Origin of the sequence: Stenotrophomonas sp. CASM110 (assembly GCF_049384345.1) — a bacterium.
Classification (GTDB): domain Bacteria; phylum Pseudomonadota; class Gammaproteobacteria; order Xanthomonadales; family Xanthomonadaceae; genus Stenotrophomonas; species Stenotrophomonas muris.
The window spans coordinates 1-17667 of sequence record NZ_JBMRGI010000013.1; the positions used below are offsets into that span (position 1 = coordinate 1).

Sequence of the window (17667 nt, forward strand, 5' to 3'; positions counted from 1 at the left end):
GCGTGTCCCGGGCAGCCCTGCCAACCCGACCCACGCCATGAAGCCCAACGAGGCAACGCCTTGAACCTTACAGCGCCTCGAAAATACCCGCCGCACCCATGCCGGTGCCGATGCACATCGTCACCATGCCGTACTTCTGCTGGCGACGACGCAGGCCGTGCAGCAGGGTTGCGGTACGGATCGCGCCGGTCGCACCCAGCGGGTGGCCCAGGGCAATCGCGCCGCCCAGCGGGTTGACCTTGGCCGGGTCCAGGCCGCAGTCACGGATCACCGCCAGCGACTGCGCGGCGAAGGCTTCGTTGAGCTCGATCCAGTCCAGCTGGTCCTGGGTCAGGCCGGCCTGCTTCAGTGCCTTCGGGATCGCGGCGATCGGGCCGATGCCCATCACTTCCGGACGCACGCCGGCCACCGAGAAGCTGACGAAACGGGCCAGCGGGGTCAGGCCGTAATCCTTGATCGCCTGCTCCGAGGCCAGCAGCACGGCGCCGGCGCCGTCGCTCATCTGCGACGAGTTGCCGGCGGTGACGGTGCCGCCGAACTGGCCGTTGCGGAACACCGGGCGCAGCTTGGCCAGGCCTTCGGCCGAGGAGTCCGGGCGGGGGCCTTCGTCGGTGTCGGCGATCTTGTTGCGGGTGATGATGCGCTGGCCGTCGGCCAGGTCCGGCAGGTGCGAGACGATCTCGTACGGGCTGATCTCGTCCTTGAACTCGCCGTTCTGGATCGCGGCCATGGCCTTCTGGTGCGAGGCCAGGGCAAAGGCATCCTGGTCTTCGCGCGAGACCTTCCACTCTTCGGCGACCTTCTCGGCGGTGATGCCCATGCCGTAGGCGATGGCAACGTGGTCGTTGTCGAACACGCTCGGCGCCATGGCGATCTTGTTGCCCATCATCGGCACCATCGACATCGACTCGGTGCCGCCGGCCAGCATCAGGTCGGCGTTGCCCAGGCGGATCGCGTCGGCGGCCTGCGCCACGGCCTGCAGGCCGGAGGAGCAGAAGCGGTTCACGGTCTGTGCGGCGATGGTGTTCGGCAGGCCGGCCAGCAGCACGCCGATGCGGGCCACGTTCATGCCCTGCTCGGCTTCCGGCATGGCGCAACCGATGATGGCGTCATCGATGCGGTTGACGTCCACGCCCGGGGCCTGGGCGACGACGCTGCGCAGCACGTGCGCAAGCATGTCGTCGGGGCGGGTGTTGCGGAACATGCCCTTGGGCGCCTTGCCAACCGGGGTACGGGTGGCGGCGACGATGTAGGCGTCCTGGATTTGCTTGGTCATTGCAGTGATCTCTTGAATTTTTTAGCCGGAGTGCCGACCAACGGTCGGCACCCACCGGAAGCAGGGATGGGCGATCAGTTACGCAGCGGCTTGCCGGTCTTCAGCATGTGCGCGATGCGGGCCTGGGTCTTTTCCTGCTGGGCCAGTTCGACGAAGTGCTTGCGCTCCAGGGTCAGCAGCCACTCTTCGTCGACCAGGGTGCCGCGGTCGACCTTGCCACCGCACAGCACGGTAGCGATGCGCTCGGCGATCTCGTAGTCGTACGGGCTGATGAAGCGGCCTTCCAGCATGTTGACCAGCATCATCTTGAAGGTGGCGATACCCACGTCACCGGCCACCTGGATGCGGCGTGCCGGCAGCGGCGGGCGGTAACCCGCTTCGGCCAGGGCGCGTGCTTCGGCCTTGGCGATGTGCAGGGCCTCGTAGCTGTTGAACACCACCTTGTCGGTGCTGCGCAGCAGGCCCAGTTCCTTGGCGTTGACCGCCGAGTTGGACACCTTGGCCATCGCCACGGTCTCGAAGGTCTTCTTCAGTTCGGCGAACACGTCGCCGCCCGGGCCCGCGGCCTGCGAGGCGCGCACGGCCAGTTCCTTCAGGCCACCACCGGCCGGCAGCAGGCCGACGCCGGCCTCGACCAGGCCGATGTAGCTTTCCAGGAAGGCCACGGTCTTGGCGCTGTGCATCTGGAACTCGCAGCCGCCACCCAGGGCCAGGCCGCGCACGGCAGCCACCACTGGCACCAGCGAGTACTTGATGCGCTGGCTGGTGCGCTGGAAGTTGGCAACCATTTCTTCGAACTGGTCGACCTTGCCGGCCTGCAGCAGGCCCAGCGCGCCGGCCAGGTCGGCACCGGCGGAGAAGGGTTCCTTCTGCTGCCAGATCACCAGGCCCTGGAAGTCCTTCTCGGCGCGGCTCACGCATTCCTGCAGGCCGTCCAGCACCTGGTCGGACACGGTGTTCATCTTGGTCTTGAAGCTGACCACGGCGATGCCATCACCGTCGTGCCACATGCGCAGGCCATCGTTCTCGAACACGGTCTCGCCCGGCGCGAACGTCTCGCCCAGCAGCGGATCGGGGAAGCGCTGGCGCTGGTACACCGGCAGCGACGAGCGCGGCAGCTTGGCGTTGCGCGACGGGCTGTAGCTGCCTTCGGCGGCATGCACGCCGTCGCGGCCATCGAACACCCAGTCCGGCAGCGGCGCGTTGCTCATGCTCTTGCCGGCGACGATGTCATCGGCGATCCACTGCGCCACCTGCTTCCAGCCGGCGGCCTGCCAGGTCTCGAACGGGCCCAGCGACCAGCCGTAGCCCCAGCGGATGGCCAGGTCGACGTCGCGCGCGGTCTCGGCGATGTCGGCCAGGTGGTAGGCGCTGTAGTGGAACAGGTCGCGGAAGGTCGCCCACAGGAACTGCGCCTGCGGGTGCTGGCTCTCGCGCAGCTTGGCGAACTTCTCGGCCGGGTTCCTGATCTTCAGGATCTCGACCACTTCCGGCGCGGCAGCGCGATCGGCCGGACGGTAGTCCTGCTTCTCCAGGTCCAGCACCACGATGTCCTTGCCGACCTTGCGGAAGATGCCGGCACCGGTCTTCTGGCCCAGTGCGCCCTTGGCGATCAGCGCGTCCAGCCACTTCGGCGACTTGAAGAATTCATGCCACGGGTCATTCGGCAGGGTGTCGCCCATGGTCTTGATGACGTGGGCCATGGTGTCCAGGCCGACCACGTCGGAGGTGCGGTAGGTGGCCGACTTCGGGCGGCCGACCAGCGGACCGGTCAGGCCGTCCACTTCATCGAAGCCCAGGCCGAACTGCTGGGTGTGGTGGATGGTGGACAGGATCGAGAACACGCCGATGCGGTTGCCGATGAAGTTCGGGGTGTCCTTGGCGTACACCACGCCCTTGCCCAGGGTGGTGACCAGGAACTCTTCCAGGCCTTCCAGCACGGCGGCGTCGGTGGTGGTGGCCGGGATCAGCTCGGCCAGGTGCATGTAGCGCGGCGGGTTGAAGAAGTGCACGCCGCAGAAGCGGTGGCGCAGCTGCTCGGGCAGCACGTCGGCCAGCTTGTTGATGCCCAGGCCCGAGGTGTTGGAGGCCAGCACCGCGTGGTCGGCCACGAACGGCGCGATCTTCTTGTACAGGTCCTGCTTCCAGTCCATGCGCTCGGCGATGGCCTCGATGATCAGGTCGCAGTCCTTCAGCTGCTCCAGGCCGGACTCGTAGTTGGCCGGAGTGATGGCTTCGGCCAGCGACTTGCTGGCCAGCGGTGCCGGGCTCAGCTTGCCCAGGTTGGCGATCGCCTTCAGCACGATGCCGTCGGCCGGACCCTCCTTGGCGGGCAGGTCGAACAGCACGGTGTCGACGCCAGCGTTGGTGAGGTGGGCAGCGATCTGGGCACCCATGACGCCGGCACCCAGCACGGCGGCGCGGCGGACTAGCAGGGAATTGGACATGGTGTAGGGCCTTTGTTGGTCAGCAGTTACTGGGTGGAATCAAAGGGAAGCGGGCAGGGCGCTGGCGCGAGCGGCGGCGCGGAACCCGGCTTCGGCGAAATGGATCAGTTCGTGGGCGGCATGGGCACGATGCGCCGCTTCAGTGACACCGGCGGGACGCTTGATCAGCCCGAAGTCGGCCATGGCATAGGTGAGCGAGCCGGCCAGGAAATCCAGGCGCCAGTACAGCTCTTCCTTGCTCAGGTCGGGTACGCACTCGCCGATGGCCTTGCCGAACGCACGCAGCACGTGGCCGTAGTGGTCGGACAGGAACTTGCGCAGGTTGTCGTTCTTCTCGGCGTAGGCGCGGGCGATCACGCGCACGAAGGCACCGCCGTTCTGGCGGTCCTGGGCCAGCGCCAATGCCGGCTCGACGAACGCGGCCAGCACCGGGCGCAGCTGCCCGGGATGTTCGCTGCGGGCGCGTTCGAGCTGCGACAGGCGGGCGCCGGTCATCTCGTCCATGCGGCGGCGGAACACCTCGTTGACCAGGTTTTCCTTGGAGCCGAAGTGGTAGTTGACCGCTGCGATGTTGACGTCGGCCTGGCTGGTCACCTGGCGCAGCGAAGTGCCGGCGAAGCCGTGCTGTGCGAACAGCTCCTCGGCCGCGCCGAGAATGCGGTCCTTGGTCGAGAAGTGGGCGGGTTTGGCCATCGGCGGGCGGACCTTAATCAAACGATTGTTTGATACTAGGACCAGACGGTAGCGTATGGCATTTTGCAGTGCAGCAAAAATGGCCCGGACGGTCAGAATCCACTCAGCTGGGTGAATGGGGTAGGGGTCGGATCCCCGCAGGGGCTCCGACCCCGACACTGGGCCGGAATGGGGTCAGAGTCCCTGTGGGGATCTGACCCCTGCCATGAGGGTTTGCCGGCCGGCGACCGGCACTACCACGCCAGCGCTTTATCTTTTACAATTCGCCTACGTTTATCAGGCTAAGCCCGCGTCCCGACGCGGGTTTTTTTCATGTTACCCTTCGGGCCATCAGCGGCCCGATTCCATTGGAGACATCCCATGGCGCTGGAGCGCACCCTTTCGATCATCAAGCCGGACGCCGTTGCCAAGAACGTCATCGGCGAAATCTACGCCCGCTTCGAGAAGGCCGGCCTGAAGGTCGTGGCCGCCAAGTACAAGCAGCTGTCGCGCCGTGAAGCCGAAGGCTTCTACGCCGTGCACCGCGAGCGTCCGTTCTTCAACGCGCTGGTCGAGTTCATGATCTCCGGCCCGGTGATGATCCAGGCCCTGGAAGGCGAGAACGCCGTCCTGGCCCACCGCGACCTGCTGGGCGCCACCAACCCGAAGGAAGCCGCGCCGGGCACCATCCGCGCCGACTTCGCCGAATCCATCGATGCCAACGCCGCCCACGGCTCGGACTCGGTCGAGAATGCCGCGATTGAAATCGCCTACTTCTTCGCCGCCACCGAAGTCGTTTCGCGCTGAGAGTAATGCCGTGAACGAGGTCGTACAGTCCCCCGCCATCCAGCCGCTGCCGAAGTCGGCACCCACGGCTGGCAAGCAGAACCTGCTCGACCTCGATCGCGCGGGCCTGGAGAAGTTCTTCGTCGAGGTTCTCGGCGAGAAGAAGTTCCGTGCCCATCAGGTGATGAAGTGGATCCACCATCGCTACGTCACCGATTTCGATGAAATGACCGACCTCGGCAAGGTCCTGCGCGCCAAGCTGCAGGCCCATGCCGAGGTGCTGGTTCCGAACATCGTGTTCGACAAGCCCTCCGCCGACGGCACCCACAAGTGGCTGCTGGCGATGGGCGTGGATGGCAAGAACGCCATCGAGACCGTGTACATCCCGGACAAGACCCGCGGCACGCTGTGCGTGTCCTCGCAGGTCGGTTGCGGCCTGAACTGCACGTTCTGCTCCACCGCCACCCAGGGCTTCAACCGCAACCTGACCACTGCCGAGATCATCGGCCAGGTGTGGGTTGCCGCGCGCCACCTGGGCAACGTGCCGCACCAGATGCGCCGCCTCACCAATGTGGTGATGATGGGCATGGGCGAGCCGCTGATGAATTTCGACAACGTCGTGCGCGCCATGAGCGTGATGCGCGACGATCTGGGCTACGGCCTGGCCAACAAGCGCGTGACCCTGTCGACCTCCGGCCTGGTGCCGCAGATCGACCGCTTGTCCGCCGAGAGCGACGTGTCGCTGGCAGTGTCGCTGCATGCGCCGAACGATGCGCTGCGCGAGACCCTGGTGCCGCTCAACAAGAAGTACCCGATCGCCGAGCTGATGGCCTCGTGCGCACGCTACCTACGCGCCAACAAGCGCCGCGAATCGGTCACCTTCGAATACACCCTGATGAAGGGCATCAACGACAAGCCCGAGCATGCCCGCGAATTGGCCCGCCTGATGCGTCAGTTCGACAACGCGGTGCAGGCCAAGGATTCGGGCAAGGTCAACCTGATTCCCTTCAATCCGTTCCCGGGCACCCGCTACGAGCGTTCGGAAGAAGCGCACATCCGCGCCTTCCAGAAGATCCTGCTCGACAGCAACGTGCTGACCATGGTCCGCCGCACCCGTGGCGACGACATCGACGCCGCCTGTGGCCAGCTCAAGGGCCAGGTGATGGACCGCACCCGCCGCCAGGCGGAGTTCAACAAGACGCTGCAGGCGGGGAAGGGGAGCGATGCCGCGGCCTGACCGCCTCTGGCTGGCGCTTCTCGCAGGCGTGCTGGCCGTTGCGGTCGGCGGCTGCAAATCCCATCCCAAGGCCAAGCTCGGCCCGAGCCAGGCGCCGGTCTATTCGGTGGGTGACCCGGAAAGCGTGCGGCGCGAAGTGCGCTGGCGCGACCTGTTGACGCTGGCGACCCGCGACATGCAGGTCGGCAATCTCGATGCCGCCGAGCGCAAGGTGCGCGAAGCACTGAAGCTGGCGCCCGAGGCGCCCGATGCGCTGGTGCTGCAGGCCGGCATCGATGACCGTCGTGGCCGCACCCGCCAGGCCGGTGAGAACTTCCGCAAGGCCGCCGAACTGGCGCCGCAGCGCGGCGACGTGCTCAACAATTACGGTGCCTGGCTGTGCCAGCAGGGCCAGCCGGCCGAATCGCTGGTCTGGTTCGACCGCGCGTTGCAGGCGCCGGGTTATGCCACCCCGGGAGAAGCCCAGGCCAATGCCGGCAGCTGCGCACTGGACGCGGGCCAGCTTGAACGCGCCGAACGCGACCTGCGTGCGGCGCTCGTGGCGGCCCCGGCCAACCCGGTCGCGCTGGAGTCGATGGCCCAGCTGAGCTACCGCCAGGGCCGCTACATGGAGGCCCGGGCCTTCGCCGAACGTAGGATTGCGGCTGCACCCGCAACGCGTTCCGTGTTACAACTTGCGTCTCAAATCGAAGTGAAGCTGGGCGATCGGGCGGCATCTGATCGTTATCTGCAGCGGATTCGACAGGAATTTCCGCAGGACGCGGGCTCCTAACTCCAGGGTTGATGCATTGTGATTGATGACCAGACTGTGAGCGCTCTCGAGACTGCGGCCGGCTGCGGCACCCGCCTGCGCCAGGCCCGCGAAGCGACCGGACTGACCCTCGAAGATGTCGGCTCGCGCCTGCGCATGCCGGTCCAGGTGGTCAAGTCGCTGGAAGAGGAACAATGGCAGAAGCTGGGGGCGCCGGTGTTCGTGCGTGGCCAGCTGCGCAGCTATGCGCGCCTGCTCGACGTGGATGTCGGCCAGCTGCTGGAACAGGCCCAGGTCGGCCCGGTGGTTCCGCCCACCCTGGTCAGCCATACCCATACCCCGCGTGCGCGCCGCATCGCCGAGAACCTCGGTCGCCGCGTGCTGTATGTCGGCATCACCGCGGTGCTGGCGGTGCCGGTGTGGTTCGCCACCCGTGGCCACTTCGACGGCAGCGCGACCCCGTCGCCGAGCACCGCCTCGCTGGATGTGATCCCGGCCGCCGTGCCGGTTACCCCGTCCACGGCCGGTGCCGAGGCTGTCGCGCCGGCCGAAGCGGCCACCGCCCCGGCCAGCAAGCCGGCGGCCACCCCGTACGTGGCCTCGCTGGCCCCGGTGCCGCGCCCGGCGCCGGCTCCGGCGGCTGCCGGCAACGCGCTGGAAATGCAGTTCAGCGGCGACAGCTGGGTCGACATCGGCGGCCCGGACGGCAGCACCGTCGAGAAGGCGCTGATCAGGTCCGGCGAGACCCGCAGCTTCACGCCGGGCCAGGTGACCCGGGTGACCCTGGGCAACGCCTCGGCGGTCCAGGTTCAGCAGAACGGCGCTATCGTCGATCTGACCCCCTACCAGCGAGCCAACGTGGCACGCTTTCAGGTATCCTCTGAAGGCTCCGTTGTCCCGGTTTCGCACTGAGGCGCGGTTTCACCACCTTCGATAATCCCAATGGTCCCTCCCGACGGGCGGGGCGAGAGTACGCATGGCGATCGACGATCTGCTCGACGAGCACGAACAAAGTGAACGCGTCCGCAGCTGGCTGCGGAAGAATGGCGCCAGCATCCTCGGTGGCGTAGTCATCGCCATCGGTGCCATTGCTGGCTGGCAGTGGTACCAGAAGGATCAGGGCGGCAAGCTGGCCTCGGCCAATGTCGAGTACCAGAAGGCCCTGCAGGGCCTGCAGCAGAACAAGCTTGACGACGCCGCCAAGGCGGTCAAGGCGCTCGAAGCCGGCCCGTCCAGCATCTACGGCGACCTCGCGGCGCTGCAGCTGGCCAAGGCCCAGGTCGACGCCGGCAAGAATGAAGAGGCACTGGCGACCCTGCGCAATGTGAAGGTCGAAGGTGACCTGCAGCGCGTGGTCGACCAGCGTGTGGCCCGCCTGCTGGTGGCCACCGGCAAGAGCGACGAGGCCATCAAGCTGCTGGGCAGCGCGACCGACAGCAGCAGCCTGGAAATCCATGGCGATGCGCTGATGGCGCAGGGCAAGCGCGATGACGCCCGTGCACAGTACGAGAAGGCGCTGAAGACGCTGGACGTGGCAGCGCCGCAGCGGCGCCTGCTGGAAACCAAGGTTATGGACGCCGGCGGCACCGTCGCCGCCCCTGCGGAGTCGGTTTGATGAGTCAGAAGGTCATGATCACCCGCGTCGCCACCGTGCTCCTGATGGGCATGGCCCTGACCGGCTGCAGCACCATGAAGGGCTGGTTCGCCGGCAAGGACGCGGCCGCGAAGAAGGCACAGGAACCGGCTGAGCTGGTCAAGTTCGAGCCGACCGTGAAGGTCAGCAAGGCCTGGTCGGTCAACCTCGGCAAGGGCGAGCGCCGCATCGGCGTGCGCCAGGGCCCGGCGGTCGCCAACGGCCACGTGTTTGCTGCCGCGATCACCGGTGGCGTGCACGCCATCGACCTGCAGACCGGCAAGAAGGTCTGGACCTGGGAGCCGAAGAAGGAAAAGAAGAAGGCGAAGCTGCGCCTGTCCGGCGGCCCGGGTGTCGGTGAGAACCTGGTCGTGATCGGCACGCTGGATGGCCAGGTCATCGCGCTGGATATCAACGATGGCAGCGAGAAGTGGCGCGCCCGTGTTCCGGGTGAAGTCATCGCCGCGCCGGCCGTGGCCCAGGGCATGGTCTACGTGCGCAGCAACGACGGCCGCGTTACCGGCTTCGATGCCGGCAACGGCACCCAGAAGTGGTTCAACCCGAGCGAGCTGCCGGCGCTGACCGTGCGTGGCAACGCGCCGGTGGTGACCGGCCCGGGCGTGCTGTTCATCGGCAAGGACGAGGGCGCGGTTGCGGCCCTGGCCCAGCAGGATGGCCGCACGCTGTGGGAACAGAACCTCGGCAACGGCGAAGGCCGCACCGAGCTGGAGCGCATGGCCGACGTCGACGGCGCTCCGGTGCTGGAGGGCAACACCCTCTATGTGAGCAGCTTCAAGAACCAGACCATGGCCATCGAAGGCCCGACCGGTCGCCCGCTGTGGGCGCGCGACCATGGCGGTGCCGGTGGCGTGGCGGTGTCGTCGGGCAATGTGTTCGTCACCGACAACAAGGGCGGCGTGTTCGGCCTGGACAAGGCCAGCGGCGCGGCCATGTGGTCGCAGACCGCGCTGGCCCGTCGATCGCTGACCGGCCCGGCGCTGCACGGCGACTACGTGGTGGTCGGCGACTACAAGGGATACGTGCACTGGTTGCAGGCGTCCGATGGTGCGATGGCGGCACGGGCAAAAAGTGGCGGCGACGCCCTGCTGGCCCAGCCGGTCGTCGCAGACGGGGTGCTGCTGGTGCAGAACGTTGATGGCAAGCTGACCGCCTTCCGGTTGGCAAATTAAAAATTGGAGTAATCGCGATGCTGCCTTTGGTCGCCCTGGTTGGACGGCCGAATGTCGGCAAGTCGACTATTTTCAATGCGCTTACCCGCACCCGTGACGCGCTGGTCCATGACCAGCCCGGCGTCACCCGCGACCGCAACTACGGTGTCTGCCGGCTGGACGAGGACAATCATTTCCTTGTCGTCGACACCGGCGGTATCGCGGAAGAGGAAGAGGGTCTGGCAGGGGCTACCACCCGCCAGGCCCGCGCCGCTGCGGCGGAAGCCGACCTGATCCTGTTCGTGGTCGACGCCCGTGAGGGTACCTCGGCGATGGACGACGAGATCCTGGCCTGGCTGCGCAAGCTGTCGCGCCCGACGCTGCTGCTGATCAACAAGATCGACGGCACCGACGAGGACACCGTGCGTTCGGAGTTCGCCCGTTACGGCTTCGGCGAGATGCTGACCGTGTCGGCCGCGCATCGCCAGGGCCTGGACGACCTGCTGGACGAAGTGATCCAGCGCCTGCCGGAAGAAGGCAGCGGCGAAGAGCTGGACAACGATCCGAACCGCATCCGCATCGCCTTCGTCGGCCGCCCGAACGTGGGCAAGTCGACCCTGGTCAACCGCATCCTCGGCGAGGAGCGCATGATCGCCTCCGACGTGCCGGGCACCACCCGCGACTCGATCGCGGTGGACCTGGAGCGTGATGGCCGCGAGTACCGCCTGATCGATACCGCCGGCCTGCGCCGTCGGTCGCGCGTGGACGAGGTCGTCGAGAAGTTCTCGGTGGTCAAGACCATGCAGTCGATCGAGCAGTGCCAGGTGGCCGTGCTGATGCTCGACGCCACCGAAGGCGTGACCGACCAGGACGCCACCGTGCTCGGTGCCGTGCTCGATGCCGGCCGCGCGCTGGTGATCGCCATCAACAAGTGGGATGGCCTGACCGAGTACCAGCGCGAGCAGGCCGAAACCATGCTGTCGCTGAAGCTGGGCTTCGTGCCGTGGGCCGAGTCCGTGCGCATATCGGCCAAGCATGGTTCGGGCCTGCGTGAGCTGTTCCGCGCGGTGCACCGCGCGCACGAATCGGCGAACAAGACCTTCACCACCAGCGAAGTGAACAAGGCGCTGGAAGTGGCCTACGAGACCAATCCGCCGCCGACCATCCGCGGCCATGTCTCCAAGCTGCGTTACGTGCACCCGGCCGGTTCCAACCCGCCGACCTTCATCGTGCACGGCACGCGCCTGAAGGAGCTGCAGGAGTCGTACAAGCGCTACCTGGAGAACTTCTTCCGCAAGCGCTTCAAGCTGATCGGCACGCCGGTGAGCTTCATCTTCCGCGAGGGTACCAACCCGTACGAGGGCAAGAAGAACGTCCTCACCGAGCGGCAGGTCAAGGCCAAGCGGCGCTTGATGAAGCACGTCAAGGGCAAGTGATTCACGAGAAGGCGGCCGCAGGGCCGCCTTTTTCGTTGCGGAGAATGGGGTCAGATCCCATTTCCTCCGGAAAAGGGATCTGACCCCGGGTGCAGGGCGGGCGCTACCGCAGGCCTGCGGTGGACCCGTAGAGCCGAGCATAGGCTCGGCTCTACAGATGCTGGTCAAGGCGGCCTGCCGCCACGTGCGCGATAATGCGGCCATGAGCATCCAAGAGCTTTCCCCCGCGCAGGCACGCGAGCGCCTGGCCCATGGCGCGGTGCTGATCGATGTGCGCGAGGCGCACGAACGGGCCGGCGGCATGGCCGAGGGCGCGCGCGGCGTGGCCAAGGGCGAGCTGCAGGCCGACCCGGCCGCGCATCTGCCGCGGCACGACCAGGAAATCCTGCTGATCTGCCAGAGTGGCAAGCGCTCGGCCGATGCCGCGCAGTTCCTGCTGGAGGCCGGCTACACCCACGTGGCTTCCGTGACGGGCGGCACCGTGGCCTGGCGCGAGCAGTGGCTGCCGCTGGTGCAGCCGCTGGCCAGCGCCGCCGACCGCGACTTCTACGATCGCTATTCGCGCCACCTGCTGCTGCCACAGGTGGGCGAGGCCGGCCAGCGCCGGCTGCAGCAATCACGCGTGCTGGTGCTGGGCGCGGGTGGGCTGGGCGCGCCGGCTGGTTTCTACCTGGCCGCCGCCGGGGTAGGGCACCTGCGCTTCGCCGACCATGACCGCGTGGAGCGCAGCAACCTGCACCGGCAGATCGTGCATACCGAAGCCAGCGTCGGCCAGTTCAAGGTCGATTCGGCGCGCGAGCGGCTGCTGGCGTTGAACCCGTCGATCGACGTCGAGGCGGTGCCTGAGCGGGTCACGTCCGAGAACCTGGATGCGCTGCTGGCCGGGGTGGATGTGGTGCTGGATGGCTCGGACAACTTCCCGCTGCGCTACCTGCTCAACGACGCCTGCATCAAGCACGCCACGCCGCTGGTGTATGCCGCCATCGAGCGCTTTGACGGCCAGGTAAGCGTGTTTGACGCTGGCCGCCAGCGCGGCGTGGCGCCGTGCTACCGCTGCCTGTTCCCGGAGCCACCGCCGCCGGAGTTCGCGCCGAACTGTTCCGAGGCGGGTGTGCTGGGCGTGCTGCCCGGCCTGGCCGGCGTGCTGCAGGCGACCGAGGTGCTGAAGCTGCTGCTGGGCATCGGTGAGCCGCTGGTTGGCCGCCTGCTGCGCTTCGATGCGCTGGGCATGCGCTTCCGAGAGACCGGCATCCGGCCGGACCCGCACTGCCCGGTGTGCGCGCGGGGTGTGCCGTTCCCGGGATATATCGATTACGCCGCGTTTTGCCGGGGGGGCTCTCTGTAGAGCCGAGCCCGTGCTCGGCTGCTTCCCGCATACAGCAGAAGCAGCCGAGCGTGGGCTCGGCTCTACAGCGACGTGCAATGGTTTCGGGATGGTGCGCGGGGTTTCTCCTGGCATCGTTCTACTTCCAAGACAATCCGGCGCAACATGCGTGCTATTGCCGTCATCGGCATTGCTCTATTGTTGAACGCGATTCTGGATCTTGGGGAACACACCGCATGGCGGTAGAAGCAGCGACCAGCGAGCTGGTCAAGGTCGTCGCCCTGTTGGGCGCGGCGGTGGTGATGGTGCCTTTGTTCCGTCGGGCCGGCCTGGGCTCGGTACTGGGCTACTTCGCCGCTGGCCTGGCGATCGGACCGTTCGGGCTGGGCTGGTTCTCCGACCCGCAGGCGATCCTGCATACCGCCGAGCTCGGCGTGGTGATGTTCCTGTTCGTGATCGGCCTGGAGATGCGGCCCTCGCACCTGTGGAGCCTGCGCAAGGAAATCTTCGGGCTGGGCACGCTGCAGATCGTCACCTGTGCGCTGGTGCTGACCAGCATCGCCAAGCTGTTCGGGTTGCCGTGGCAGGTGGCCTTCATCGGTGCCACCGGCTTTGTGCTCACATCCACCGCAGTGGTGATGCAGCTGCTGGCCGAGCGCGGTGACATCGCGCTGCCGTCGGGGCAGAAGATCGTCTCCATCCTGCTGTTCGAAGACCTGCTGATCGTGCCGCTGCTGGCGCTGGTGGCGTGGATGGGCCCGAGCGCCGGCAGTGCCGATGGCGAGGGTTCGCGCTGGCTGTCGGTAGCGATCGGCGTCGGCGCCATCGTCGGCCTGGTGCTGGTCGGCCGCTTCCTGCTCAATCCGCTGTTCCGCGTGCTGGCCGAATCGAAGGCGCGCGAGGTGATGACCGCTGCCGCGCTGCTGGTGGTGCTGGGCGCGGCGCTGCTGATGCAGCTGTCCGGCCTGTCGATGGCGATGGGCGCGTTCCTCGCGGGCGTGCTGCTGAGCGAGTCGACCTTCCGCCACCAGATCGAGGCGGACATCGAACCGTTCCGCGGCATCCTGCTGGGCCTGTTCTTCCTCAGCGTGGGCATGGCGCTGGACCTGGGCGTGGTGGCTGGCAACTGGCAGCTGATCCTCGGCCTGGTGCTGGCGCTGATGGTGGCCAAGGCGCTGTGCATCTACGTGGTCGCGCGCATCATGGGCAGTGACCACGCGCAGGCGCTGGATCGCGGCGTGCTGATGGCGCAGGGTGGCGAGTTCGCCTTCGTGCTGTTCTCCGCTGCCGCCTCAGCCGGCGTGATCAACCTGGAGATCAATGCCAACTTCACCGCCGTGGTGGTGTTGTCGATGGCGCTGACCCCGCTGGTGGTGCTGGTCTACAAGCGCATCGCGCCGAAGCCGACGGTGAACATGGACGGCGTGGACGAGGCCGAGGGTCTGTCCGGCAGTGTGCTGCTGATCGGCTTCGGCCGCTTCGGCCAGGTCGCCAGCCAGTCGCTGCTGGCGCGCGACGTGGACGTGACCATCATCGACAACGACGTGGAGATGATCCAGAGCGCCGCGCGTTTCGGTTTCAAGATCTATTACGGCGACGGTACGCGACTGGACGTGCTTCATGCCTCGGGCGCGGCCACCGCGCGTGCGATTGCGGTGTGCGTGGACAAGGCCGAGGCCGCCGACCGCATCGTCGAACTGGTGTCGCACGAGTTCCCGCAGGCCAAGCTGATGGTGCGCTCGTTCGACCGCGAACATTCGCTGCGGCTGATCCATGCCGGCGTCGATTTCCAGATCCGCGAGACGTTTGAATCGGCGGTGTTGTTCGGCCAGGCCGCGCTGGTGGAACTGGGTGCGGATGAAGACGACGCGGTGGAGATTGCCGAGCAGATCCGTCGCCGCGATGCCGAGCGTTTCGAGCTGGAGATTGCCGGTGGTGGCTTGAATGCCGGCGCCAAGATGGTGTTCGGCAATTCAGCCCAGGGCGTGCCGACGCCGACGCCGTTCACCGCGCCGAAGCGGGCAAGCAAGACGTTGAACCCGCAGGACGTGCCGGAAGAGGAAGAATAACGTTTGCGGGTCGGATCCCTTTCCAGCGGAAAGGGCTCTGACCCGCTACGTCGTGCTGGGGTCAGAGCCCTTTGCCCGTGGCAAAGGGATCCGACCCCGTCAGGACCCCATCCTGCGGTGGGCGAGGGGGCCTGAATCAGGGACAATAGCGTCCCCGCCGCCCCACGCCTGCCCCCGATGACTGATTCCGCCGCCCCGCATCCTGCCCGCATCCTTGATGGCCGCCGCATCGCCGAGGACCTGCTCGACAGCCTGAAGGTGCGCGTCGACGCCCGCGTGGCCGCCGGTGGCAGCCGCCCGGGTCTGGCCGTGGTGCTGGTCGGTGGCGACCCGGCCTCGACCGTGTACGTGCGCAACAAGCGCCGCGCCGCCGAGAAGGTCGGCATCGAAGCGCATGACTACGATCTGCCGGCCGGTACCACCGAGGCCGAGCTGCTCGACCTGATCGACCAGCTCAACGCCGATCCGAAGATCAACGGCATCCTGATCCAGCTGCCGCTGCCGGGCATCCCCGATGCGCGCCGGCTGATCCAGCGCATCGACCCGCGCAAGGACGTGGACGGCTTCCACCCGGAAAACGTCGGCCACCTGGCCCTGCGCGAGTTCGGCCTGCGCCCGTGCACCCCGCGTGGCATCACCACGCTGCTGGGCCACACCGACCAGCCGGTACGCGGCCGCAACGCCACCATCGTGGGCGTGAGCAACCACGTCGGCCGCCCGATGGGCCTGGAACTGCTGATTGCCGGCTGCACCGTGACCAGCTGCCACAAGTTCACCCCCAAGGACGTGCTGGAACAGGCCGTGCGCAACGCCGACATCCTGGTGGTGGCGGTGGGCCGCCCGGGCATCGTGCCGGGCGAGTGGGTGAAGCCGGGCGCGGTGGTGATCGACGTCGGCATCAACCGGTTGGACGACGGCCGCCTGGTGGGCGACGTCGGGTTTGAGGCCGCCGCCCAGCGGGCGAGCTGGATCACCCCGGTGCCGGGTGGCGTGGGCCCGATGACCGTGGCCACGTTGATGCAGAACACCCTGGAAGCGGCGGAAGCGCTGAGCTGACCATTTTGGGTGGGTGCCGACCGTTGACCCGCTCCTGGTAGGTGCCAACCTTGGTTGGCACACATTCATCGGGGCCATCGGCCCATCTGGGGTGCCGGTGCCGGACGGATCGTGCCAACCAAGGTCGGCACCTACCAAAGGCGGTTCCGTGGGGGTTCCCAAGAGGCGCGTGGCCCCGGTCCGTCGCCCTGAACCGATCGCCGCCGGCGCGACACTGCGTCGCATCTACCCCCTGCCACGCGACGCGAAAACAGGGTAAAATGTCGCGCTTCCCCACATCTCGGGTATGCCGATGCTGCGCATCCAGGCTGAAGCACTCACTTACGACGACGTCTCGCTCGTCCCCGCCCACTCGACCATCCTGCCCAAGGACGTCAACCTCGAAACGCGGTTGACCCGAGACCTGAAGCTGAAGCTTCCGATCCTGTCCGCCGCGATGGACACCGTCACCGAAGCCCGCCTGGCCATCGCCATGGCCCAGCTCGGTGGCATGGGCATCATCCACAAGAATCTCAGCCTGGAACAGCAGGCCGCGGAAGTGGCCAAGGTCAAGAAGTTCGAGGCCGGTGTCATCCGCGACCCGATCACCGTCGGCCCGGAAACCACCATCCGCGACGTGCTGGCCCTGACCCAGGCGCACAACATCTCCGGCGTGCCGGTGGTGGGCAGCGACGGCCAGCTGGCCGGCATCGTGACCCACCGCGACATGCGCTTCGAGACCGAGCTGGACGACCCGGTCCGCCACATCATGACCAAGAAGGATCGCCTGATCACGGTCAAGGAAGGCGCCGCGTCTGATGAAGTGCTGCAGCTGCTGCATCGCAACCGCATCGAAAAGGTGCTGGTGGTCAATGATTCGTTCGAACTGCGTGGCCTGATCACCGTCAAGGACATCCAGAAGAACACCGACTTCCCCAACGCTGCCAAGGATCTGTCGACCCGCCTGCTGGTCGGCGCTGCCGTCGGCGTGGGTGGCGATACCGATCGCCGCGTGGAAGCGCTGGTCGCCGCCGGCGTGGACGTGATCGTGGTCGATACCGCGCACGGCCACTCGCAGGGCGTGCTGGACCGCGTCAGCTGGGTCAAGAAGAACTTCCCGAACGTGCAGGTCATCGGTGGCAACATCTGCACCGGCGAAGCCGCACTGGCGCTGCTGGACAGCGGCGCGGACGCAGTGAAGGTCGGCATCGGCCCGGGCTCGATCTGCACCACCCGCGTCGTCGCCGGCGTCGGCGTGCCGCAGGTCACCGCGATCGATCTGGTGGCCGAAGCGCTGCAGGACCGCATCCCGCTGATCGCCGACGGTGGCATCCGCTACTCGGGCGACATCGGCAAGGCGCTGGCCGCCGGTGCCTCGACCATCATGGTCGGCGGCCTGCTGGCCGGTACCGAAGAATCGCCGGGCGAGACCGAGCTGTACCAGGGCCGTTCGTACAAGAGCTACCGCGGCATGGGCTCGCTGGCTGCCATGGAGAAGGGGTCGAAGGACCGCTACTTCCAGGACGCCGCCACCGCCGACAAGCTGGTGCCGGAAGGCATCGAAGGCCGCGTGCCGTACCGCGGCCCGGTGGGCGGGATCATCCACCAGCTGATGGGCGGCCTGCGTGCCACCATGGGCTACGTGGGCTGCGCCACCATCGACGAGATGCGCAGCAAGCCCAAGTTCGTGAAGATCAGCGGCGCCGGCCAGCGTGAGAGCCACGTCCACGACGTGACCATCACCAAAGAGCCGCCGAACTACCGCGCCTGATGCGCTTGCGAACTGCTCTTGCGATTACGGGCAGCCTGCTGATGGCAGGCTGTTCGTTGTC

At 67.1% G+C, this 17667-nt stretch carries 14 protein-coding genes; 11 read left to right on the forward strand and 3 right to left on the reverse strand.

The window, feature by feature from the left end; all coding sequences use genetic code 11:
* Positions 1-67: 67 nt before the first annotated feature.
* The 3 genes from VG561_RS12675 to VG561_RS12685 form a co-directional block, all read right to left on the reverse strand.
* Positions 68-1276, reverse strand: a complete 1209-nt coding sequence (locus tag VG561_RS12675) for an acetyl-CoA C-acyltransferase (protein ID WP_019661304.1) — start codon at positions 1274-1276, stop codon at positions 68-70.
* Positions 1277-1350: 74 nt separating this feature from the next.
* Positions 1351-3723 carry a 3-hydroxyacyl-CoA dehydrogenase/enoyl-CoA hydratase family protein gene (locus tag VG561_RS12680; protein WP_133934445.1) on the reverse strand — a complete coding sequence of 791 codons (2373 nt, stop codon included), beginning with the start codon at positions 3721-3723 and terminating at the stop codon, positions 1351-1353.
* Positions 3724-3762: 39 nt separating this feature from the next.
* Positions 3763-4416: a TetR/AcrR family transcriptional regulator gene (locus VG561_RS12685; RefSeq protein WP_014646856.1), complete on the reverse strand. Its 654-nt coding sequence runs from the start codon at positions 4414-4416 to the stop codon at positions 3763-3765.
* Positions 4417-4776: 360 nt separating this feature from the next.
* Between VG561_RS12685 and ndk the strand changes: the two genes are divergently transcribed.
* The 11 genes from ndk to guaB all read left to right on the forward strand — a co-directional run bounded on the left by ndk (position 4777) and on the right by guaB (position 17606).
* Positions 4777-5202 (forward strand): nucleoside-diphosphate kinase, encoded by a 426-nt coding sequence (gene ndk, locus VG561_RS12690; RefSeq protein ID WP_005409295.1) that lies wholly within the window; start codon positions 4777-4779, stop codon positions 5200-5202.
* 10 nt (positions 5203-5212) lie between these two features.
* Positions 5213-6418: a 23S rRNA (adenine(2503)-C(2))-methyltransferase RlmN gene (gene rlmN / locus VG561_RS12695; RefSeq protein ID WP_005409296.1), complete on the forward strand. Its 1206-nt coding sequence runs from the start codon at positions 5213-5215 to the stop codon at positions 6416-6418.
* Entirely contained in the window at positions 6405-7190 is a 786-nt protein-coding gene (gene pilW, locus VG561_RS12700) for a type IV pilus biogenesis/stability protein PilW (protein ID WP_041863329.1), read from the forward strand. The genes rlmN and pilW overlap by 14 nt, the downstream gene beginning before the upstream one ends.
* An 18-nt stretch (positions 7191-7208) precedes the next feature.
* Positions 7209-8081 carry a helix-turn-helix domain-containing protein gene (locus tag VG561_RS12705; protein WP_423179631.1) on the forward strand — a complete coding sequence of 291 codons (873 nt, stop codon included), beginning with the start codon at positions 7209-7211 and terminating at the stop codon, positions 8079-8081.
* Between the two features lie 64 nt (positions 8082-8145).
* Entirely contained in the window at positions 8146-8784 is a 639-nt protein-coding gene (locus tag VG561_RS12710; RefSeq protein ID WP_032960761.1) for a YfgM family protein, read from the forward strand.
* Positions 8784-9992, forward strand: coding sequence for an outer membrane protein assembly factor BamB (gene bamB, locus VG561_RS12715; protein ID WP_046430197.1), 1209 nt, complete (start codon positions 8784-8786; stop codon positions 9990-9992). Before VG561_RS12710 ends, bamB begins: the two co-directional genes overlap by 1 nt.
* Before the next feature lie 17 nt (positions 9993-10009).
* Positions 10010-11407, forward strand: a complete 1398-nt coding sequence (gene der / locus VG561_RS12720; RefSeq protein WP_014646861.1) for a ribosome biogenesis GTPase Der — start codon at positions 10010-10012, stop codon at positions 11405-11407.
* A gap of 202 nt (positions 11408-11609) precedes the next feature.
* On the forward strand, positions 11610-12752 hold the full coding sequence (gene moeB / locus VG561_RS12725) for a molybdopterin-synthase adenylyltransferase MoeB (RefSeq protein WP_423179632.1): 1143 nt from the start codon (positions 11610-11612) through the stop codon (positions 12750-12752).
* 215 nt (positions 12753-12967) lie between these two features.
* Positions 12968-14800 carry a monovalent cation:proton antiporter-2 (CPA2) family protein gene (locus VG561_RS12730; RefSeq protein ID WP_069117135.1) on the forward strand — a complete coding sequence of 611 codons (1833 nt, stop codon included), beginning with the start codon at positions 12968-12970 and terminating at the stop codon, positions 14798-14800.
* Positions 14801-14977: 177 nt separating this feature from the next.
* Positions 14978-15856, forward strand: a complete 879-nt coding sequence (gene folD, locus VG561_RS12735; protein ID WP_005416247.1) for a bifunctional methylenetetrahydrofolate dehydrogenase/methenyltetrahydrofolate cyclohydrolase FolD — start codon at positions 14978-14980, stop codon at positions 15854-15856.
* A 292-nt stretch (positions 15857-16148) separates the two neighbouring features.
* The gene (gene guaB, locus VG561_RS12740) at positions 16149-17606 is read left to right on the forward strand and encodes an IMP dehydrogenase (protein WP_032958143.1); all 1458 of its coding nucleotides are present in this window, start codon (positions 16149-16151) and stop codon (positions 17604-17606) included.
* Positions 17607-17667 lie beyond the last annotated feature (61 nt).